The following is a 20,196-nucleotide window of genomic DNA, read 5'->3' as shown; positions in this document are numbered from 1 at the left end:
GCCGATCCGGGGAGAGGCCGCAGAATGAGTTCAGTGCTGAACGAACGACACGAGGTGAAGCGCGCCCGGTACGCCGTGGCCGCCGTCTTCGCCGTGCACGGTGCCGTCACCGGCTCGTTCGCGACCCGTGTGCCGTGGATTCAGGACCATGCCTCGGTCAGCGCGGGCCAGTTGGGGCTGGCGCTGGCGTTCCCCGCGCTCGGCGCGTCCCTCGCGATGCCGCTCGCGGGCCGGATCAGCCACCGCTTGGGTGCCCGTACGGCGCTGCGCGTTCTGATCTCGCTCTGGACCCTGGCCCTGGTGCTGCCGTCCCTGGCCCCGAACCTCCCCACGCTCTGTCTCGCCCTGTTCGTCTACGGCGCCACGGCCGGTATGGGGGACGTGGCGATGAACGCGCTGGGCGTCGAGATCGAGAACCGGCTCGGCAAGTCGATCATGTCGGGGCTGCACGGCATGTGGAGCGCGGGCGCCCTGATCGGAGCGGCGGGTGGCACACTCGCCGCGCATCTCGGCTCGGACGCGCGCCTGCACCACGCGCTCGCGTCGGCGACCCTCACGCTGCTCGGCCTGACCGCCTGCCGCTGGGTGCTGGATCTGCGCCCGACCGAGGACGAGGAGCCGCCCCCGAGGTTCGCGCTGCCGCCCAGGTCGGCGCTGCTGATCGGCGCGATCGGGTTCTGCGCGGTGTTCGCGGAGGGAGCGAGCCTGGACTGGTCGGCGGTGTACCTACGGGACGAGCTGGGCACCTCGGACGGTCTCGCGGCGGCCTCCACGACCGGCTTCATGCTGACGATGGCGCTGGCCCGGCTCGTCGGCGACGCGGTCGTGAACCGCTTCGGCTCGGTACGCACGGTCCGCGCGAGCGGCGCCCTCGCCGTGGCCGGCGGTCTGCTCATCGTGGTCGCGGAGCATCCCGCCACGGCGATGACGGGCTTCGCGCTGCTCGGTCTCGGCATCGCCGTGGTCGTCCCGCTGTGCTTCGCGGCGGCGGGCCGCAGCGGCCCCAACCCCAGCCAGGCCATCGCGGGCGTCGCGACCATCACGTACACCTCGGGCCTGGTCGCCCCGAGCGCGATCGGGACACTGGCCCAGGCGACGAGCCTGGTGGTGTCGTTCGGGCTGGTCACCGTGCTGGCGTGCGGGCTCACCGGGTTCGCGGGAGTGCTGCGTACGGGTGACCGGGACCGCCCGAAGGTCGGGCCGGCCAGCGCGGCGGTGCCTGAGCGCAGGGCCTGAACGGACTGCTCCGGCGCGGACGCCGGACCGGCCGCCTGTCCGTCCAGATTCGTTCGGCTGCGGGTCGGTGGGGGCTGGTCGCGCAGTTCCCCGCGCCCCTGGGAGGGCGCTCCGCGCCCGTCCAACCCGCCCCGCCCGCCCTGAGCCCACTGACCAGCGCCCCGCGGTTCCGCGACCATGTCACTGACGTAGGTGCAGCTCAGCGTGCCAAGTCGTAGGCGTATGACGCCGTGAACGTGCCGGGGGTGCCCTTGCAGCCGTCCGATTCGCCCGGGAGTTTGACCCACAGGTAGGCGTCGATACGGGCCTCGCCCGTGTTCGTGGTCGGGGCGCGGCCGAGTTTTCGGCCGGCCGGGTCGCACCACTCGCCGTCGGGCGGGGCGCCGTTGCCGTTGCGGCTGGTGTCGATGACGGCGCCGAGGCCGGCGGGTCCGCCGAGGGCGTCGAGGACCTGTCGGTCGTACGCGATCTCGTCGGCCGTGGTGTGGAAGTTGGAGACGTTGCTGAAGACGCCGTCGGAGGACGCGGCCGAGGCGGCGCCCGCCTGGCGGAGCAGGGTCGCCTGTTTGGCGGGGGCGTTCCAGCCGGAGTGGCCGGCGTCGTAGTAGACGCGGGCGTTGGGGTTGGCGGCCTTGAGGACACGGCCCGCGCGGGCCAGTGAGGCGAAGCGGGCGGTGCGCTGGGCCGTGGAGAGGCAGTTGGCCAGGGCTATCGAGTCGGGCTCCAGGATCACGATGACCTCGTCGGAGCCGAGGCCCGCCGCGAAGGCGTCGATCCAGCCGTCGTACGCGGCGAGGTCGGGTGCGCCGCCCTGGGAGGCGCCGCCGCAGTCGCGGTCCGGGACGGCGTACGGCACCACCACCGGGACCCGGCCGGAGGCCGCCGCGCCCGAAGTGACCGCGCGGACCCGGGCGGCGATCGTCGAGGGCGAGTAGTCGGCGAACCAGACCGCGGCCGGACGGTCGGCGATCTCCGCCTCGATGACCGGGCGGCGCGGATCGTCGCGGTGGGCACGGACCCAGTCGAGAACCTGGGAGTCGGGGTGGCGGTAGAGGCGTACGGACGCGGGGGCGGGCGCCTGCTTCGCCTCGGGCTCCGTGCTCGCGGGACTCGTGGGCGAGGGCGTGCGGCTCGGTTTCCGTGTCTCCGTCGTACGGGCGGACGGGGACGGGGACTTCGAGGCGCTCGGCGTCGGCGAGGCCGACGACTCCGCGGGCAGCGGGGCGAGCAGCGGTGAGCTGCTCAGCTCGGGCCTGGCCTCGTCGGAGCCACCACCGCCGTCGTCGAGCGCGGACAGCAGCCCGGTGGCGGTGCCGACGGCGACGACCACCGAGGCGGCGGCGACCATGACGGAACGCCGGGCGGCGCGCCTGCGTTCGGCCCGGCGCGCGGCCAGGCGTTGGGCGCGCAAGCCTGACACGTACAGTTCCTCCTCCTCGGCCCGGGTGGGCGCGTTCCCCCGTTCTGGGGAAGCGTCCGGCCCGGCGGCACGTGCGCCAGCCTAGGACTGGGACCCTGCCCTCATGGTGCAATTGGAACAGTTCACCACACCCGTCGATCAGGTCGTCTCGCGGATGCGCGCGCTGGAGACACGGCTGCCGCCGCGCGACGGACTGGCGGTCTTCAACCGTGTCTACCTCGCCGTCACGGAGGCCTTCGACCGGCGTCTGGAGGCCGGTGCGTTCGCCGACGCGAAGGCCGCGATCACCCTGGACGTACGGTTCGCGGAGCGGTATCTGCGGGTCGCCGAGGACGACCACGCGCCCGCCTGCTGGCGCCCGTTGCTCCAGTTCCGCCACCATCCCGGCGTACGACCGCTACAGTTCGCACTTGCGGGCATCAATGCGCACATCGGGCACGATCTGGCGCTCGCCGTCGTGGACGCCTGTCGTACGCTCGACTGCGAACCGGCCGACCTGGAGGACGAGTTCGAGCGCGTGGGCGATCTACTCGTCTCGCTGGAGGAGCGCGTCCGCGAAGAGCTGATGCCGGGCCCCGACCTCCTCCAGATCGCCGATCCGCTCACCCACCTCCTCGGCGCCTGGAGCATGGAACGGGCCCGGGCCGCCACCTGGTCGGCGGCCCGCGCGCTCTGGGCGCTGCGCCGACTGCCCGATGTCACCGAGGAGTTCACCGACCGTCTCGACGCGGCGGTCGGCTTCGCCAGCCGCATGCTTCTCACGCCACTGCCGGACTGATCCGGCCACTCCTGCGCACGACCCCCGCCAGAACTAGATGAACGTTGTACGTTCGACGGCGACAGCGCCTCTTGCGAAGGAGCACGAGCATGGCCGTCCGCCTGGGTCTTGGTCTACCGCAAACACGCCAGTACGAGATCGGACGGGACGTGCCCGACGTGGCACGCACCGCCGAGCAGATCGGTTACGAGAGCCTCTGGGTGTTCGAACGCGCCCTGTTCCCGGAGCCCGCGACCCAGGGCCTGTACGGCATGGAGGGCGTCCCCTGGCCCGACGCGTACCGGAGTGTGTCCGAACCGCTGGTGACGCTGACGCTGGCCGCCGCGGCCACCGAGCGGGCCCGACTCGGCACCAGCGTACTCGTCGCCCCGTTGCACGGCCCCTTCCAACTGGCCCGCGCGCTGGGCACGTTGGACGCGGCGAGCGGCGGCCGGGTGGTGGCGGGCCTCGGCACGGGCTGGTCCCTCGACGAGTACGCCGCCGCCGGGGTGGCCCCGTTCGCGGAGCGCGGCCAGGTGCTGGACGAGGTCCTCGACGTGTGCCGGGCGGTCTGGGGCTCGGACCCGGTCCAGTACGACGGCCGGCTGACGAAGATCGCGTCGGCCTTGGTCGCCCCCAAGCCGGCCCGGCCGATACCGATATTCCTGCCCGCCCTCAGCAAGAAGTCCCTGACCCGGCTCGTCGAACGCGGCGACGGCTGGAACCCGGTCGCCATGGGCGCCGAGCAACTCGCCGCCCAGTGGCAGCAGGTGCGGGCCTTCGCCGCCGAGAAGGGTCGCACCAGGCCGATCGAGACGGCGGTGCGGGTGAACCTCACGTACACGGCGAAGGCGTACGACGGCGCCGACCGCCGACCCTTCCAGGGCAGCATCGACCAGATCGTGACGGACCTCGCCGCCCACGCCGGGATCGACGGCCTCGACGAGTTCTTCGTCGAGTTCGGCGACGCCCCGAGGGACGCCACCGAACTCAAGGACCTGGCCGCCGAGTTGTACGAGGCGGCACGGGCGGCCGGGATCTGATCAGCCCGATTCCCGTCAGTCCTCCGGGAGTTCGACGGGTGCGATCTCGTCGTAGACGTCACCGGGGCCGGGGTTGGTCGGGTCGGTGGTCCCGCCGAAGTGGTGCATGACGCCCCAGACCGCGTTCAGCGCGGTCTGGACGGCGCCCTCGGCCCAGCCGGCCGTCCAGGAGATGTCGTCACCGGCGAGGAAGATACCCCGCTTGTCGGCGGGCAGCCGGTCCTGCATGAAGTGCGTGAACAGGCGGCGCTGGTAGCGGTAGTGGCCGGGCAGGTTGGCCTTGAACGCGCCCATGAAATAGGGCTCGTTCTCCCAGGACACGGTGACGGGGCTACCGATGACGTGCTTGCGGATGTCGACGTTCGGATAGATCTCGCCGAGCGACTTCAGCATGACCTCCATCCGCTCGTTCGCGGACAACGGCAGCCACTTGAGGCTGTCGTCGCACCAGGTGTACGAGAGACAGATGACGGCCGGCTTGTCCGGACCGTCGTCGAGGAGGTAAGTCCCGCGTGTCATACGGTCGGTGAGCGTCATGGACATCAGGTCCCGCCCGGTGACGGGGTCCTTGTCGAGCCAGAAGGGCCGATCGACGGGCACGAAGAGCTTGCTGGACTCCATGTAGTGGGTGCGCTCGATGGCGGTCCAGTGGTCGATCGGGAAGAGCGAGTCGTCGCAGGCGATCTTCGAGAGCAGCATCCAGGACTGGGCGGTGAAGACGGCCGCCGGGTACGTACGGATGTCGCCGCCCGCGTCGGTGACGGTGATCCGGTTGCCGGCCGTACGGTGGAGACGGGTCACGGCCGGGCGCGGTACGCCGTTCACGTGCAGGGACGCGAGGGAGGTCCCGTAGGGCCAGTGGACGATCTTCCCGGGCTCGCGTTCCCAGAGCCGCAGGGGCAGTTGCTGGCTACCGCCCACGATCCCCCGGTGATGGTCGTCGGCCTCGGTGTAGACGACGCGCAGGATTTCGAGGATCGAGTTGGGAAAGTCGGTGTCCCAGCCACCTGTTCCGAACCCCACCTGGCCGAAGATCTCGCGGTGCCGGAAGGACTTGAAGGCCTCGGAGTCGCAGAGGAAGCCGTAGAAGGTCTGGTTGTCGAGCTTCTCGACGAGCCGGGCCCAGATCTCACGGATGCGCGGAACGTCGCGCTCGCGCAGCGCCCGGTTCATGTCGGAGAAGTCGGCACCCTCTTCGAGGCACGTGTTCCAGGCCTCGGCGACATCACGGTAGACCTGCGGCAGGTCGCCGACCGACTCGGCGTAGTGGGACTCGCCCTTGAGGTCGACGACGGTCGAAGGGGTGCACTCCGCAAGGGGGTTGGGGAACGGCCGGGTCTCCAGGTCCACCAGGTCGATGTAGCGCTGGAGGGCGGTGGAGGAGGGCGGGAAGCGCATCGCGCCCATCTCGGCGGTGAGGGAGGGATCGCAGCCGTCGAACCCGACGGTCCGCAGCCGCCCACCGATCTGATCGGCCTCGTACACGACGGGCTTGAGCCCCATCTTCATCAGCTCGTACGCGGCCACGATCCCCGACAGCCCGCCGCCGATGACGGCGACCTCGGTGCCGTGCTCGGTCGCGGGGATCTGCCCGAGCCCTGCCGGGTGGGCGAGGAAGTCGTCGTAGGCGTAGGGAAAGTCCGGCCCGAACATGGTGATCGGCGGCTGCTGCGCGTCGGCGTGCTGGACGGCGGTGGGCACCGTGGACGTCATGGGGTACGGACTCCTTGCGGGGTGAAGCAGGTGAAGGGGAGATTCGGGGGATTAAGGGGATTCAGGGGATTCAGACGAGGGAGCCGTAGAGCCCGGGGCGGCGGTCCTGGAGGTACGGGTTCGCCTCGCGGGAGGCGGCGAGGAGGACGGGGTCCACGTCGGCGAGGAGGAGTTCCTCACCGCGGCCGGCCCGGGTGCGGGCGACCCCGTCGGGTCCGGCGAGCGTGGAGAGACCGACGAAGTCGAACTCCCCTTCCTGGCCGACCCGGTTGACGTACGCGACGTACATCTGGTTCTCGAAGGCCCGCACCGGTACGACGGACTCGGCGACAAACTGGAACGGGTGCATCTGCGCCGTCGGGACCAGGAGGAGGTCGGTGCCGGCGAGGGCGTGGGCGCGGACGTTCTCCGGGAACTCGACGTCGTAGCAGATCATGAGGCCGACCCGGAGACCGTTCAGTTCGGCCTGTACGACGGGCTGCTCGCCCGGGGTGAAGTGGTCGCGTTCGAAGCAGCCGAAGAGGTGGGTCTTGCGGTAGTTGGCGAGACGGGTGCCGTCTGCGGAGATGAGCTGCGCGGAGTTGAAGACCTGGTCGGCGGCGCGCTCGGGGTAGCCGTAGGCGATCGCGAGGCCGTGGCGCGAGGCGATCTCGGCGACCGCGTCGGCGGAGTCGCCGTCGGCGGGCTCGGCGAGGCGGCCGATGTCGTCGCCGATGGCATATCCCGTGAGGAACATCTCCGGCGCGACGAGCAGCCCGGCGCCCGCTGCGGCGGCCCGGGCGGCGGTCTCGTCGAGCACCTTGAGGTTGCCGACGAGGGAGCCGGGGCGGCCGGAGCTCTGGAGCAGGGCGGTGCGCATGCGGGGTCCTTGCGGGTGCTGAACGTTTTCTGGGGGCCGAATAGACGGTACGGGTGGGGGGCTGGGCCGGACAAGGAGTGGCTGTTGCGCGTCGGTGAGCGAATCGTTGCGCGGGGAGGGTGCGGGGCAGCGATTCGTTGTTCTCGCCCCCGCCGCCCCTACCCGTTCCCATCCCTGGGGGCTGCCGCCCCCAGACCCCCGCTGTCGGCCTGAACGGCCTCGTCCTCAAACGCCGGACGGGCTGGGTGGTACCGGCCGCGGCTTGACCTTCAGCGCCGGGCCGGGCATTCCAGCCCGCCCGGCGTTTGAGGACAAGCACGTCCAGCGCACCTCCTCCCACCCACCCCGCCGCACCCCCACCCAGCCCGTCCGGCGTTTGAGGACGAGCGCGTTCAGCGCGACAAGGGGGGTCTGGGGGCGCAGCCCCCAGGGGACGGGAATGGGTAGGGGCGGCGGGGGCGAAGAAAAAGCGTCTAGCCGAGGCCGAATCTCGTCAGTACCGCCGCATGGTCCGAAGGCCAGCCATTGGCGGCCACCTCGGGCCACACCCGTATCGTGCCGCTCACGACCACCCGCGAATCCAGCACCCTCAACCCCCTCCCCCGATACAGCACGAAGTCGATCCGGTCCTGCGGCTCCGGCCGCCCGCTGCCGTCCTCGTGCTCGGCATGAATCGGCGACCAGGTGTGACCGGGGGAACCAACCGGATCCGGGTGGACCTCCCGGTACGAGTCGCGCAGACCCGCCTCCTCCGTCACCTTCGTCACCGGCCACTCCACCTCCGGCCAGTCCAGATGCGAGGGTGTGTTGAAGTCCCCGACGAGCACTACAGGTGTGGAGTCGGCGATCCGGCGCAGGATCTCCCGCATCTGCCCCAGCCGCACACCCTCATGGGCGATCAGCTCAGCCGCCGGAAGCCCGTCGAAGCGGGCCTCGTACGGCCCGTACGGCGCACAGTCGAGATGGGCGCTCCAGACATCCACCTCCAGCCCCGTCTCCAGCCTGATCCGTACGCCGGTTCCCCCGTAGAAGCCGACGTCCGGGTCACCGAGCCGGGCGGTGATCGGGTAGCGGCTGATGACACCGAGGTTCGGGCCCGCCTGATGGTGGTGCCAGCCGAGCGCCTCGGCGAGTTCCGCCGCCGAGTTCCCGTACGTCTCCTGGAGACCGACCACGTCGGCGCCCGTCTCGGCGATCACCTTGAGCTGCTTCTCCCGGTGGTCGTCGACCTTCGTGCCGCCGTACCAGAGGTTCCAGCTCATCACCCGGAGTTCACGGGTGACCATGGCACCGAGCTGTGCCACGGTCACCCCGGCCAGGCTCGGCAACACCGTTCGGCCGGGCACCGCCTCGATCGGCGCGAGCGACGGCACGGCGAGCACCGCGCAGCCCGCCGCCTCGGCCGAGGTGACACCGGTCTCGGTGTCCTCGACGGCCACGCAGGCGGCCGGGTCGACCCCCAGGGCGCGGCAGGCGGCGAGGTACGGATCGGGGGCGGGCTTGGTGTGCTCGGTGTCGTCGGCGGTGACCGAGACCGCGAAGCGGGTGGCGCCGAGTGCCTCCAGCACCGTGTCGGCGACGGCCCGGGGCGAGGCGGTCACCAGGGCCGTGGGGACACCGGCCCGGGCGAGCGCGTCGAGCAGGTCGAGCGCGCCGGGGCGGGGCACGATGCCGGTGCGGACACGGGCCGCGAACTCCCGGTGCAGTTCGGCGGCGAGCTGCCCGACCGCCGTGCCCGTGGCGGCGGCCAGCCAGTCGGCCGTGTGCTCGACGGGCCGGCCGAGCACCTCCGGCTGGTCCGCCTCGGTCAGCGGCCTCCCGGCGACCTGCTCCACCGCCTCCCACCACAGCCGCTCGGTGTCGACGAGCGTGCCGTCCATGTCGAACAGGACGGCCTGGAGCGGAGGTTGGGGCAGGTGGGGGGTGTCGGGAGTACGGGGGATGTGGGGGGTCACGTTTCTCTCTCTGATGGACTCACTCGACTCACGGACGGTTCGCGCGCTCGGCCACCAGCACCGGCCGCTCCGGCAGCGACACCCGTACGGCGGCTCCGGCGCCCAGCGTGGCGGCCTCGTGCGCGGGCAGGTCGGCCTTCACCTCGGTGCCGTCCACGAGCCGTACGGTGATCCGGGTGACCGCGCCGAGGAACGCCGTGGCCACGACGCGTGCGTCACCCGCCGTATCGGCCTCCACCCGTACCGCCTCGGGCCGGACCAGCACATCGACCTCGACGGCGTCCGGCGCCGCGCCGTCGACCGGGAGCCGCTGTCCGAGCACCTCGACCGACTCCCCGGACAGCCGTCCCGGAATCCGGCTCATCGTGCCGACGAACTCGGCGACGAACGCGGTGGCGGGTCGGCCGTACAACTCGGCGGGAGCGGCGCACTGTTCGAGTCGCCCGCCGCGCATCACCGCGACCCGGTCGGCCATGGACAGGGCCTCCTCCTGATCGTGCGTCACGAACAGGGTGGTGATGCCGAGTTCCTGTTGCAGCCGGCGGATCTCCTCGCGGAGAGTCAGGCGGACCTTGGCGTCGAGCGCCGACAGCGGCTCGTCGAGGAGGAGTACGCGTGGCCGCAGGGCGAGTGCGCGGGCCAGGGCGACGCGCTGCTGCTGGCCGCCGGAGAGCTGGTGCGGGAACCGCTCGCCCTTGTCGGCGAGGCCCACGAGGTCGAGCAACTCGGCGGCACGGGCCCGCCGTTCGGACGTACGCACCTTGCGCATCCGCAGTCCGAAGGCCACGTTGTCGAGGGCGCTGAGGTGCGGGAAGAGGCTGTACGACTGGAAGACCATCCCGGCGTCCCGGCGGTGGGCCGGGACCTGGGTGACGTCCTCCCCGTCGACCAACACCTCGCCGGAGTCGGGGTGTTCGAACCCGGCGAGCATGCGCAGCGCGGTGGTCTTGCCACAGCCGGACGGGCCGAGCAGCGCGAGCAGCTCCCCCGGCCGGACGTCCAGGTCGAGTCCGTCGAGGGCGACGGTCGGGCCGAACTCCCGGCGCAGGCCCCGGAATTCGACGGTGGCGGCCTTGTCGAGCGTCATGTGGTTCATCCCTTGGCGGCGGCGGTTCGGGAACGCCCGCCGAGCCCGGCGAGCGCGAGGAGGAGGGCCCAGGTGACGAGCAGGCTGAGCACGGAGACGGCGACGGACAGCTGGGCCTGCGAGCCGCCGACGCTGTAGATCCACACGGCGAACGGCTGGAAGCCGAGGATCTGGGCCACCGTGAACTCGCCCAGCACCAGGGCAAGCGTGAGGAAGGAGGCGTTGAGCAGCGCCCCGCGCAGGTTGGGCAGTACGGCCGTCACCAGCGCCTGCACCGGGCTCGCACCGCAGCTGCGGGCGGCCTCGACCAGGGTGCGGACGTCGATCGCGCGCAGCCCGGCGTCCAGCGAGCGATGGACGAAGGGCAGCGCCATCACGACGTACGCGAGGACCAGGACGACCGGGAAGTCGGGGTTCTGGATGGCGACGAAGGTCTGGAACAGGGGCGTACGGGAGAGGTGCTCGGGTCCCCACTTCAACACTGTCGAGATCCCTGCCACGAACGCGATCGGCGGGACCACCAGCGGCAGCGAGCAGATCACCTCGACGACCGGTCGCAGCCGGGGTGCGCCGAGCCGCAGGGCGACCATCGCGGGCACCATCAGCAGCAGGACCACGGCGATGGTGGCGGCGGCCAGTTCGAGGGAGAGCAGCAGGCCGGTCAGGAAGCCGTCGGCGCCGACGATCTCGCCGTACGCGTCGAAGGTGATGCCCTCGCCCGGTACGTCGACCGTGAAGAGCACGGACGCGGCGAGCGGGACCAGGAAGTACAGCGCGGCGCCGGCGAGGACGAGCCAGCGCCACGCGTTCAGGCGAGCCATCGCGCGCTCCTCCTTTGCAGGGGCAGGTACACGGCCATGACCAGGCCCGCGATCAGGACCATGTCGAGGCTGAGGGCCAGCGCCACGTTCTCCTGGCCGACCAGCACGTTGCCGGAGATGGCGTCGGCGATCTGGAGGGTGACCAGCGGGACCGAACTGCCCACCATGGCCGCGGCGGTGGCGTACGCGGCGAAGGCGCTGCCGAAGAGCAGCACGAACCCGCCGAGCAGCGAGGGCAGCAGTACGGGCAGGGCGACGTGCTGCCAGTACTGGACGTTGGTGGCCCCGTTGTTCTGCGCGGCCTCGCGCCACTGGGAGCGGAGTCCGTCGAGCGCGGGCGTGATCGTGAGGACCATCAGCGGGATGAGGAAGTAGAGGTAGACGATCACCAGTCCCCAGAAGCTGTAGAGGCTCCAGCCCTTGTCCGTCAGCCCCAGGTGCCGGGTCAGCACACCGGAGTTGCCGAGCGTGGCGACGAACGCGAAGGCCAGCGGCACCCCGCCGAAGTTGGCGAGGACCCCGGAGGCGGTGAGGACGGCCTCGCGCAGCGCCCGGAACCGCGAGGTCACCACGGCCTGGGCGAGCAGCAGTCCGAGGACGGTCGCGAGGAGCGCCGACACGGCGGACAGCTTGACGCTGCCGAGCAGCGCGGTGAGATAGGCGCCCTGGAGGGAGTCGGTCAGATTGGCCGTGGTGTACGAAGTGACGCCGGTGGCCTGGTTCTTGACCGTGAAGGCGCCGTTCAGCATGGCCAGGGCGGGCACCCCGAAGGCGACCGCGACGAAGGCGAGCAGCGGGAGTACGGCGAGCCAGCCGGGGGCGCGGCGCCGCCGCTTCAGGGAAGCGGCGGGCGCCACGTCGACCCGCGTGAGGGTGGCGGTCATCCGGAGACGGCCTTGCCCCAGCCCTCGGCCAGCACGGTCTTGGCCTGGGCCTGCTGGGCCTCGGTCGGGAAGGCGGGCGTGCCGGAGACCTCCGGGAGCGCGGCGGCGGCGGTCTTGTCGATCGTGCCTGCCTTCTCCATGGCGGTCATCAGGACCGGGCGGGCGAAGCCCTTGAGCCACAGGTTCTGGCCTTCGGCGCTGTAGAGGTACTCCTGCCACAGGCGGGCGGCGGCCGGGTGCGGGGCGTCCTTGTTGATGGCCTGGGAGTAGTACTGGGAGAACTTGCCGTCCTCCGGGACCGAGACCTGCCAGTCGAGGCCCTTGGACTTGAACTCCTCGGCGTACCCGGCGTTGAGGTAGTCCCAGTCGATGCTGATCGGCGTCTCGCCCTTCTCGACGGTGGCCGGCGTCGACTCGACGGGCGTGTAGTTGCCGTTCTTCTTCAGCTTGGCGAAGAAGTCGAGGCCGGGCTGGATGTCGTCGAAGGAGCCGCCACTCGCGAGAGAGGCCGCGTACACCCCGCCGAACGCCGAACCGGACTTGGTGGGGTTGCCGTTGAGGGCGACCTGCCCCTTGTACTGCGGCTTGAGCAGATCGGCGAAGGTGGTGGGGCAGGACTTCACACGCTTGGCATCGCACCCGATGGAGATGTAGCCGCCGTAGTCGTTGAACCACTGCCCTTCCGGGTCCTTCTGCCCCTCGGGAATGTCGGCGAAGGAGGCGACCTTGTAGGGCGCGAGCAGCCCCTGCTGGGCGGCGCTCAGCGCGAACGAGCTGCCGAGGTCGAGCACGTCGGGAGCCCGGTCCTGCCCCTTGCGCGAGGTGACGGCGTTGATCTCGTCCTGGCTCGATCCGTCGGGGCTCTCCACCTCGATCTTGATGCCGTACTTCTTCTGGAAACCGTCGATCAGGGCGCCGTAGTTGGCCCAGTCGCGGGGCAGGGCGATGGCGTGCAGCGTGCCCTCCTTCTTGGCGGCGGTGACCAGCTTGTCCAGGCCGCCGAAGTCGGCGGCGGAGGTCGCGGTGGCGGCACTCCTGCCGTCCGCGGTGGTCGACGTGTCGTCGGGGGCCGCGCCGCAGGCGCTCAGGGCGAGCGCGGCGACGACGGCGAGGGCGCCGCCGCGGACGGCTGTTCTCGGCAGGGACACGATCACGGTCTCTCCAGGGGTGCGCACGAGGGGTGAGGTAGTGCGGAGAACTTGTCTGAACAAGTTGGCCTCAGTACGCCCTCCGCTGGTATCGCGCTCGTAAACTCTGGCGAAACGCTGACCGCTGATTCCCTGCACAATCCAGACACGCCTGGACGACTCCTGGATGTCGATTAGGCTGCTCACGCTGTGCACAGCGAGAAACCCAGAGGGGAAGCATGACGGCGCGACACGAGGAGATCGCCGACGAGCTGCGCCGGGCGATCGACCGCGAGCAGTACACGGTCGGCAGCCGTCTGCCCCCGGAGACGGAACTCGCCGCGCACTACGGCGTGGCTCGCGGCACGATCCGCCAGGCGGTCGCGGCCCTGACGGCCGAGGGGCTGATCGGCTCTCGTCAGGGCGCCCGCCGCGTGGTCCTGGCCAGCCGCCGCAGCCAGACCTTCGAGGAGCTGCGCAGTTTCGCCCAGTGGGCCCGCGCGATGGGCCGCGAGGCAACGGGCCGGGTGGTGCACCAGGAGTACCGCCCGGCGACGACGGAGGACGCGATCCGCCTCCAACTCCGCGAGGAGACCCCGGTGTTGCACGTCCTGCGGGTACGCGGCCTGGACGGCGAACCGGTCCTCCTGGAACGCACGGTGTACGCCGACTGGATCGCCCCGTCCGTGGAACCCATCGAACCGGACTGCCCCTCGGTCACCCAACGCCTCTTCGAGGACACGGGTCTGGTCTTCGCATACGGCGAACACGTCATCGACGCGGTGGCGGCCGGCGCCCAGGACGCCGAACTCCTCGACATCCGCCGCACGAGCCCCCTCCTACGGGTCCGCCGAGTGACAACAACGCGCGAGGGCCGCCCGGTGGAATGGTCCGACGACCGCTACAGAGGCGACGCGGTGAGCTTCAGCGTCCACAACTCGACCGCGAACAACGCCCTGGCGAGAAGCGCCCCAAAGGGGCGCGGGGAACTGCGCGACAAGCCACAGCGAACCCGCACCCGCCACCAGACCCCCGAGGCACCTAAGTAGGCGACCCAGAGGAAAACCTCCGCAGCAAGGGCGACAGCACCAGCACGGACTTCGTCCGCTCGACAAACGGCTCCCCGGCGATACGCTCCAGCACCCGCTCGAAGTGCCGCATGTCCGAGGCAAAAACCTGCACCACCGCATCCGCCTCCCCGGTAACGGTGGACGCGGCCACCACCTCCTGATACCGCTCAAGCCCCCGCTGGATCGTCTCCGGCGACGTGTTCCGCCGGCAGAAGATCTCGACGAACCCCTCCGTCTTCCACCCCAGCGCCGCCGGATCCACCCGCACGGTGAACCCGGTGATCGCCCCGCTCTCCCGCAACCGGTCCACACGCCGTTTCACGGCGGGCGCCGACAGACCGACCAGTTGCCCGATGTCCGCGTAGGAGCGGCGGGCGTCCTCGGCGAGGGCGTGCACGATGCGTTCGTCGAGATCGTTCAGCACGGCGGGTTCATCACTCTTCAGATGGTGCGGGCACTTCGAATCGGGGGCGGCGGTAGCCGTAAAGGAAGTAGAACACGAGCCCGGCCTGGAGCCACTCGGTCGAGTGAAGACACCGAGAGCGGCGAACCCAATGCCGACGGCCGCGCGTGTTGGCGTACGGATACGGCCGGACGGCCTCGGCCGGGGAGGAGCACGATTTTGCCGCGGCAGACACCCGAGTCGTTGTTCATGGGCAGAGCGGAAGAACTGGGGAAGCTGGGAAACCGGCTGGACGCGGCGGCCGGAGGCGAACCTCAGGTCGTCCTCGTCGACGGTCCCGCCGGGATCGGCAAGACCTCACTGGCACGGCGCTTCCTGTCCGGTGCCGCCGCCGACTGCCGGGTCGTGAAGGCCGGCGGCGACGAACTCGAGACGGAACTCGCGTACGGGCTCGTCGCACAGCTGGTGCCGCAGCTGCCCGCCGCGGCCGAGGCGTTGCGGGAGCCGGCCCTCGGCACACCCCACAGCCCCGCCGCACAGGACCCGATCGCAGTCGGCGCCCTGTTGCTCGACGCCCTGGGCCAGCTCCAGGGGCGAGCGCCGGTCGTCCTGCTGATCGACGACGTCCACTGGGCGGACACACCCTCGCTGCACGCACTCACCTTCGTGCTGCGGCGGCTGCGCAAGGACCGGGTGCTGGCGCTGCTGGTGACGCGTGACGTGAACGATCCCCGGCTCCCGCAGGGGCTGCACCGCATCCTCCACGACGAGGCAACGCTCCAGCTGACGCTGGAGGGCCTCGGCCTCTCGGACATCGTCGCGCTCCACGCGGCCCTGGGCTCGTCTGCCCTGTCCCGTCGGGCGGTCGCCCGGCTGCGGGAGCACACGCACGGCAACCCGTTGCACACGAGGGCGCTCCTACAGCAGTTTCCCGCGGACGTCCTCGACGGCAACGCCGTCCTGCCCGCCCCTCGCCGATACGAGCGGCTGGTCACGGCGCAGCTGGCGCGGTGCAGCCCTCCGACGCGCGACCTGGTCGAGGCCGCCAGTGTCCTCGGCATGTCCAGCCCCTTGCACCAGGCCGCCGAGGTGGGCGCCGTGCCGGACTCGCTGGGCGCGCTGGCGGAGGCGATGAGACACGAGCTGTTGGAGGAGGATCCCGCCGGTGCCATGCTCAGGGTCGCCTTCCCGCATCCGTTGTTGCGGGCGGCCGTGTACCGGGGGCTGGATCCCGCCGAGCGCTCCCGCCTGCACCAGCTGGCGGCGGCCCGCTCGGACGACCGGTACGCCGCGCTCCAGCACCGGGTGCACGCCGCCGTCGCACCGGACGGGGACCTCGCCGGGGAACTCGTGCGTCTCGCGGCACGGCAGGCGGAGACAGGTGCCTGGGCGGCGGCCGCGGCCGCGTCGACGACCGCTGCCCGGCTGTCCACGCAGGTCGGCCTGCGCGAGCGCTGTCTGATCCAGGCCGTCGAGTACCGGCTGCTCGCCGGTGATGTCAGCCAGGCCGCCGAACTCGAACCGACGATCCATGCCATGCCGCCCGACGCCGAACAGCAGTACGTCCTGGGCCATCTCGCCCTCACCACGGGGCGGCTGGACGAAGCACGGCGAAGGCTCGCCGCCTGCTGGGAGAGCGGCGACGCGACCACGGAAGCCGAGACCCTGCGCAAGGCCGCCGAGCAGATGGCCTGGCTCTGCCTCATCCAGGGCGACGCGCCGAGCATCGTCGGCTGGGCGCGACGCGGGCTCGGTCTCCCACCGGCGAAGCGGTCGTCCTTCCTGCGTGACTCCCTCGCCATCGGGCTGGCGATCTCCGGCGACTACGACGAAGGCATGCGGTCCCTCGACCGTCTCCCGCTCTCGGGGCCCCGCACCACCACGGAGCAACTGGACGGTCTGCTCGCGCGGGGCATGCTCCAGCTGTGGAACGGACAGTTGGGTGAGGCCCGCCGGGATCTGGAGGACACGTTCTCCTCGCACCGGCGCGGCGGGCTGCCGTACGCGGCTCTCGTGGCACTGGGCTTCCTCACCGACGCCGAGTACCGGGCCGGGCTGTGGGACGAGGCCGTCGCGCACGGCACCCAGGCCGTCTCGCTCGCCGAGGACACCGACCAGATATCCATCCTGGCGGTCGTCCACGCCTGTACGGCGTTCCCCCTGGCCGGCCGGGGCGACTTCGAGGCCGCCGAAGCCCACGCCAGGACAGCGATACGGCACGCCCAGGTACTCGGTGACGTCAATGACGCAGCCTTCGCCGCGACGGCACTCGCCCTCGTGCACAGCGGCCGCGGGGACGACGAGCGCGCGGTCGCCGAGCTGACGCCGTTCCTGAGCCCGGACATCGTTCACCGCAGCGGCCTCGACGAGGTCGGGATCGTCGCCTGGCGCCCCGTCCTGGCCGAATCCCTGACCCGCCTGGGGCGCACGGACGAGGCTCTCGACGTACTCGTCCCGTACGAGACCCGTGCGGCCGAGCGGCACCGTTGGCTGGAACAGGCGTCAGCCGCACGTTGCCGGGGCCTGCTGGAGGAGGCGTACGGCGACCAGGAGGCGGCCGACCGGGCGTTCCGGGCGGGGCTGCGCCACTGCGCGCGGGGAGAGCAGGGCGAGCGGGGAGAGCGCGGAGAACAGTGCTGGGAGGAAGCGCTGCTTCACTTCTCCTACGGCACGTTCCTGCGCCGCGTCGGCCGGCGCAGGAAGGCGGTGGCCGAACTACAGGCCGCGCACCGGACCTTCCTCCGTCTGCGGGCCGCACCGTATCTCGAACGGTGCGCCCGTGAGCTGGCGGGCTGCGGCCGTCCGACAGCACGCCCCGGCGCCCGTCATGCCGGGCTCACCGCGCAGGAGCTGACCGTCGCCAGGCTCGCCATGCGGGGTCTGTCGAACCGGGGCATCGCGCAAGAGCTGGTCCTCAGCGTCAAGACGATCGAGTACCACCTCGCCAACGCCTACGCGAAACTCGGCATCACCTCACGGACGGGGCTGTTCGGGAAGCTGGGCGACGAGACCTGACACCGGTTCCGCAGCACCCCAGGGCTGAACCCCCGGGTTTTCACCGGGGTGCCCGCAGCCGTTCCTCCGTAGCGTGCGGAGCAGACGAAAACCGCGCCGAACAGGGCGGTTCCGATCTGTAGGGGGGATCGTGCGACTTTCTGTGCCGGTCCCGGCATCCAGGTTCTTCGGTGCCTTGATGCTGGGCCTGACCCTTGTGGCGACCAGTGGTTGCTCCTCACCGGAGAACACCGCGGACACCACCCTGGAAACCGCCCTGAAAACAACCGTGGAGACCACGCAGGCCGCCGAGCCCCTGATGGAGTGGTCCGTTCCCGACAGCGTGGTGGGCGTCTGGTGCGGCGGTGCGAACGACACCCCGGACGGCCACTGGACGTACGTCTTCACCTCGGAGGGCGCAGTCGAGGCGAGGAACACGACCAGCGGCTTCGCCGGACACGTCATCACCCAGGGAGACGTCATGACCTTCCATGTGGACGGGAGCGACCCCTGGCAGTCGTCATGGGCCGTGGGCTACGAGGAGGCACTCGGCGTCAGCCTTCTCTACCTCGACGGGTACAGCTACTACCCCGGATCCTGCGACTCCTAGATCGACGGCGCGGGAACGCCGCCGCGAACGGCCTCTGTTGTCCGACGGGGGTGGACAACAGGGGCCGTGGGCGAGGGAGTCGGCTCAGCTCCAGCTGGCGTGGAGCGGCTTGCCCTCCGCGTAGCCGGCCGCGCTCTGGATGCCGACGATGGCCTTCTGGGCGAACTCCTCAAGGGAGTTGGCGCCGGCGTAGGTGCAGGAGGAGCGGACGCCCGCGATGATCGAGTCGATCAGGTCCTCGACGCCCGGCCGGGCCGGGTCGAGGAACATCCGGGACGTCGAGATGCCCTCCTCGAACAGCGCCTTGCGGGCCCGGTCGTACGCCGACTCCTCCGACGTACGGTTGCGCACCGCACGCGCGGACGCCATGCCGAACGACTCCTTGTACGCGCGCCCCTGGGCGTCGTGCTGGAGGTCGCCCGGGGACTCGTACGTCCCCGCGAACCAGGAGCCGACCATGACGTTGGACGCACCGGCGGCCAGCGCCATCGCGACGTCACGGGGGTGGCGTACACCGCCGTCCGCCCAGACGTGCTTGCCGTACTTCTTCGCCTCGGCCGCGCACTCCAGGACCGCCGAGAACTGCGGGCGGCCCACGCCCGTCATCATCCGGGTGGTGCACATGGCGCCCGGTCCGACGCCGACCTTGATGATGTCGGCGCCCGCCTCGATCAGGTCCTGGACGCCCTCGGCGGCGACGATGTTGCCGGCCGCGATCGGGACGTGCGGGTCGAGGTCACGGACCAGCTTGATGGCGCTGAGCATCGACTCCTGGTGGCCGTGCGCGGTGTCGATGACGAGGGTGTCGACGCCCGCGTCGAGCAGCTGCTGCGCCTTTCCGGCCACATCACCGTTGATGCCGACGGCGGCGGCGATCCGCAGACGCCCGTTCGCATCCGTGGCCGGTGTGTAGAGGGTGGCACGCAGAGCGCCCTTGCGGGTGAGGATTCCGGCGAGCTTGCCGTCGGCGTCGACGGCGGGCGCGTACCGGCGGTTGGCGGCGTCGAGGCGGTTGAAGGCCTCGCGCGGGTCGATGTCGGCGTCGAGGAGCAGCAGGTCCTTCGACATGACCTCGGAGAGCTGGGTGAAGCGGTCCACACCGGACAGGTCGGTGTCGGTGACCACACCGACCGGCCGCTGCTCGGCATCGACGACGACACCCGCGTTGTGCGCCCGCTTGGGCAGCAGGGCGAGGGCGTCGGCGACGGTCTGGTGGGGGGCCAGCACGATCGGCGTGTCCAGCACGAGGTGACGGCTCTTCACCCAGGAGATGACGTCGGTGACGACCTCGATCGGGATGTCCTGCGGGATGACGACGAGCCCGCCGCGCCGTGCGACCGTCTCGGCCATCCGGCGCCCCGCGATGGCGGTCATGTTGGCGACGACCAGCGGGATCGTCGTACCCGAACCGTCCGGGGAGCTGAGGTCCACACCCTGCCGGGAGCCTACGGAGGAGCGGCTCGGGACCATGAACACGTCGTCGTACGTCAGGTCGTAGGGGGGCTGGATGTCGTTGAGGAAACGCACGTGCTGCACATCCCGGTCGATCAGAGGTGGCCCCCGGACAGGACAGCCAGGGGGAAGAGCACGTACCTCATTGTCCCATGCCGGTGACCTGAAACCGCCTGGTCGGATCGTCCAGACGGCTCGTGGGACCGCTCGTGCCATCCCACCAAGGGGTCAGGTCGTCCCACCAAGGGGTCATCCCGCCGAGGGCTTGTTCAGCCGAGCACCATCACCACCGCCAGCCCCGTCTCCGTCTCCCGCCAGGTCGCGGCGGCGTCGGCGAAGATCTCCTGGAGCGTCGTCCACTCCTCGGGCCGGGCCGCCGCGTACGCCTGCCAGTTCCGGACGAGGACGAGCCGGCCGCGGGTCGCGGGCCACCACGCCAGGTCGCCGAGGCAGTCCGCGAGGGCGTCCCAGTTCGCGCCGAACCAGTCCGGGAACCGCAGCGCGGTGGCGCAGGCGGTCATCAGCCCGGCCTTGTCCGTGACGTCGGCGAGGTCGAGGTCGGCGGTCTCCCAGCCGGCCTCGCGGGCGGCTTCGAGCGCGCCCTCGGCCGGCAGGGCGGCGGGCCAGGACAGGACACCGGCGGGCGCGCTGCCAGCGAGCACCGGAACCAGCGGATGGTCGGTCATCTCAGTACCGCCATGACGGGTCGCGAAGGGTCGGAGTGATCATCGCTGTAGTAGATCGCACGCCCCGCCACATGACAAC

At 71.0% G+C, this 20,196-nt stretch carries 17 protein-coding genes; 6 read left to right on the top strand and 11 right to left on the bottom strand.

Going from position 1 to position 20,196, the window contains the following annotated elements; all coding sequences use genetic code 11:
- Positions 1–24 precede the first annotated feature (24 nt).
- Positions 25–1,236 (top strand): MFS transporter, encoded by a 1,212-nt coding sequence (locus OG787_RS41240; protein WP_405538711.1) that lies wholly within the window; start codon positions 25–27, stop codon positions 1,234–1,236.
- 199 nt (positions 1,237–1,435) lie between these two features.
- Here OG787_RS41240 and OG787_RS41235 read toward each other — a convergent pair whose 3' ends face one another.
- Positions 1,436–2,584, bottom strand: coding sequence for a glycoside hydrolase family 6 protein (locus tag OG787_RS41235; protein WP_369032133.1), 1,149 nt, complete (start codon positions 2,582–2,584; stop codon positions 1,436–1,438).
- Positions 2,585–2,759: 175 nt separating this feature from the next.
- Here OG787_RS41235 and OG787_RS41230 point away from each other — a divergent pair, with 175 nt between their 5' ends.
- The gene (locus OG787_RS41230) at positions 2,760–3,434 is read left to right on the top strand and encodes a DUF5995 family protein (RefSeq protein ID WP_369032062.1); all 675 of its coding nucleotides are present in this window, start codon (positions 2,760–2,762) and stop codon (positions 3,432–3,434) included.
- An 89-nt stretch (positions 3,435–3,523) separates the two neighbouring features.
- On the top strand, positions 3,524–4,456 hold the full coding sequence (locus OG787_RS41225) for a TIGR03619 family F420-dependent LLM class oxidoreductase (protein WP_369032061.1): 933 nt from the start codon (positions 3,524–3,526) through the stop codon (positions 4,454–4,456).
- A gap of 15 nt (positions 4,457–4,471) precedes the next feature.
- On the opposite strand, the gene OG787_RS41220 is transcribed toward OG787_RS41225, so the two are convergent.
- The 7 genes from OG787_RS41220 to OG787_RS41190 form a co-directional block, all read right to left on the bottom strand.
- Positions 4,472–6,169, bottom strand: a complete 1,698-nt coding sequence (locus OG787_RS41220) for a flavin monoamine oxidase family protein (protein ID WP_405538709.1) — start codon at positions 6,167–6,169, stop codon at positions 4,472–4,474.
- Between the two features lie 70 nt (positions 6,170–6,239).
- Positions 6,240–7,028 (bottom strand): carbon-nitrogen hydrolase family protein, encoded by a 789-nt coding sequence (locus tag OG787_RS41215; RefSeq protein WP_369032059.1) that lies wholly within the window; start codon positions 7,026–7,028, stop codon positions 6,240–6,242.
- A 473-nt stretch (positions 7,029–7,501) separates the two neighbouring features.
- The gene (locus OG787_RS41210; RefSeq protein WP_405540732.1) at positions 7,502–8,944 is read right to left on the bottom strand and encodes an HAD-IA family hydrolase; all 1,443 of its coding nucleotides are present in this window, start codon (positions 8,942–8,944) and stop codon (positions 7,502–7,504) included.
- Positions 8,945–9,011: 67 nt separating this feature from the next.
- Positions 9,012–10,070, bottom strand: a complete 1,059-nt coding sequence (locus OG787_RS41205) for an ABC transporter ATP-binding protein (RefSeq protein ID WP_405538707.1) — start codon at positions 10,068–10,070, stop codon at positions 9,012–9,014.
- A gap of 5 nt (positions 10,071–10,075) precedes the next feature.
- Positions 10,076–10,891 (bottom strand): ABC transporter permease, encoded by an 816-nt coding sequence (locus tag OG787_RS41200; RefSeq protein WP_369032057.1) that lies wholly within the window; start codon positions 10,889–10,891, stop codon positions 10,076–10,078.
- Positions 10,879–11,775 carry an ABC transporter permease gene (locus OG787_RS41195; RefSeq protein WP_405538704.1) on the bottom strand — a complete coding sequence of 299 codons (897 nt, stop codon included), beginning with the start codon at positions 11,773–11,775 and terminating at the stop codon, positions 10,879–10,881. Before OG787_RS41195 ends, OG787_RS41200 begins: the two co-directional genes overlap by 13 nt.
- Positions 11,772–12,929: an ABC transporter substrate-binding protein gene (locus OG787_RS41190; protein WP_405540730.1), complete on the bottom strand. Its 1,158-nt coding sequence runs from the start codon at positions 12,927–12,929 to the stop codon at positions 11,772–11,774. Before OG787_RS41190 ends, OG787_RS41195 begins: the two co-directional genes overlap by 4 nt.
- 212 nt (positions 12,930–13,141) lie before the next feature.
- On the opposite strand from OG787_RS41190, the gene OG787_RS41185 reads away from it, so the two are divergent.
- Positions 13,142–13,951, top strand: coding sequence for a GntR family transcriptional regulator (locus OG787_RS41185; protein WP_369032055.1), 810 nt, complete (start codon positions 13,142–13,144; stop codon positions 13,949–13,951).
- Here the strand turns inward: OG787_RS41185 and OG787_RS41180 are convergent.
- Complete coding sequence (locus OG787_RS41180; protein WP_369032054.1) at positions 13,944–14,396, bottom strand: Lrp/AsnC family transcriptional regulator; 453 nt, start codon at positions 14,394–14,396, stop codon at positions 13,944–13,946. The two genes, OG787_RS41185 and OG787_RS41180, sit on opposite strands and share 8 nt — an antisense overlap.
- A gap of 198 nt (positions 14,397–14,594) precedes the next feature.
- Between OG787_RS41180 and OG787_RS41175 the strand changes: the two genes are divergently transcribed.
- Positions 14,595–17,390, top strand: coding sequence for an AAA family ATPase (locus tag OG787_RS41175; protein ID WP_405538702.1), 2,796 nt, complete (start codon positions 14,595–14,597; stop codon positions 17,388–17,390).
- Positions 17,391–17,568: 178 nt separating this feature from the next.
- Entirely contained in the window at positions 17,569–17,979 is a 411-nt protein-coding gene (locus OG787_RS41170; protein WP_405538700.1) for a hypothetical protein, read from the top strand.
- Between the two features lie 84 nt (positions 17,980–18,063).
- On the opposite strand, the gene OG787_RS41165 is transcribed toward OG787_RS41170, so the two are convergent.
- Together OG787_RS41165 and OG787_RS41160 are read right to left on the bottom strand one after the other, a co-directional pair.
- Positions 18,064–19,506 carry a GuaB1 family IMP dehydrogenase-related protein gene (locus OG787_RS41165; RefSeq protein ID WP_369032130.1) on the bottom strand — a complete coding sequence of 481 codons (1,443 nt, stop codon included), beginning with the start codon at positions 19,504–19,506 and terminating at the stop codon, positions 18,064–18,066.
- 194 nt (positions 19,507–19,700) lie between these two features.
- Positions 19,701–20,117 carry a barstar family protein gene (locus OG787_RS41160; protein ID WP_369032051.1) on the bottom strand — a complete coding sequence of 139 codons (417 nt, stop codon included), beginning with the start codon at positions 20,115–20,117 and terminating at the stop codon, positions 19,701–19,703.
- Positions 20,118–20,196 lie beyond the last annotated feature (79 nt).

Source organism: Streptomyces sp. NBC_00075, assembly GCF_045041225.1.
Lineage (GTDB): Bacteria > Actinomycetota > Actinomycetes > Streptomycetales > Streptomycetaceae > Streptomyces > Streptomyces adonidis.
The sequence above is the reverse complement of the archived record's forward strand: the minus strand, read 5'-3'. Positions and strand labels throughout refer to the sequence as shown.

Excerpts from the sequence above, each read along its gene's own strand:
- OG787_RS41240 (WP_405538711.1), top strand. The coding sequence starts at position 25 with ATGAGTTCAGTGCTGAACGAACGACACGAGGTGAAGCGCGCCCGGTAC.
- OG787_RS41170 (WP_405538700.1), top strand. The coding sequence starts at position 17,569 with ATGCTGGGCCTGACCCTTGTGGCGACCAGTGGTTGCTCCTCACCGGAG.
- OG787_RS41235 (WP_369032133.1), bottom strand. The coding sequence starts at position 2,584 with ATGGTCGCCGCCGCCTCGGTGGTCGTCGCCGTCGGCACCGCCACCGGG.
- OG787_RS41185 (WP_369032055.1), top strand. The coding sequence starts at position 13,142 with ATGACGGCGCGACACGAGGAGATCGCCGACGAGCTGCGCCGGGCGATC.
- OG787_RS41205 (WP_405538707.1), bottom strand. The coding sequence starts at position 10,070 with ATGACGCTCGACAAGGCCGCCACCGTCGAATTCCGGGGCCTGCGCCGG.
- OG787_RS41215 (WP_369032059.1), bottom strand. The coding sequence starts at position 7,028 with ATGCGCACCGCCCTGCTCCAGAGCTCCGGCCGCCCCGGCTCCCTCGTC.
- OG787_RS41160 (WP_369032051.1), bottom strand. The coding sequence starts at position 20,117 with ATGACCGACCATCCGCTGGTTCCGGTGCTCGCTGGCAGCGCGCCCGCC.
- OG787_RS41230 (WP_369032062.1), top strand. The coding sequence starts at position 2,760 with ATGGTGCAATTGGAACAGTTCACCACACCCGTCGATCAGGTCGTCTCG.
- OG787_RS41220 (WP_405538709.1), bottom strand. The coding sequence starts at position 6,169 with ATGACGTCCACGGTGCCCACCGCCGTCCAGCACGCCGACGCGCAGCAG.
- OG787_RS41195 (WP_405538704.1), bottom strand. The coding sequence starts at position 11,775 with ATGACCGCCACCCTCACGCGGGTCGACGTGGCGCCCGCCGCTTCCCTG.
- OG787_RS41225 (WP_369032061.1), top strand. The coding sequence starts at position 3,524 with ATGGCCGTCCGCCTGGGTCTTGGTCTACCGCAAACACGCCAGTACGAG.
- OG787_RS41200 (WP_369032057.1), bottom strand. The coding sequence starts at position 10,891 with ATGGCTCGCCTGAACGCGTGGCGCTGGCTCGTCCTCGCCGGCGCCGCG.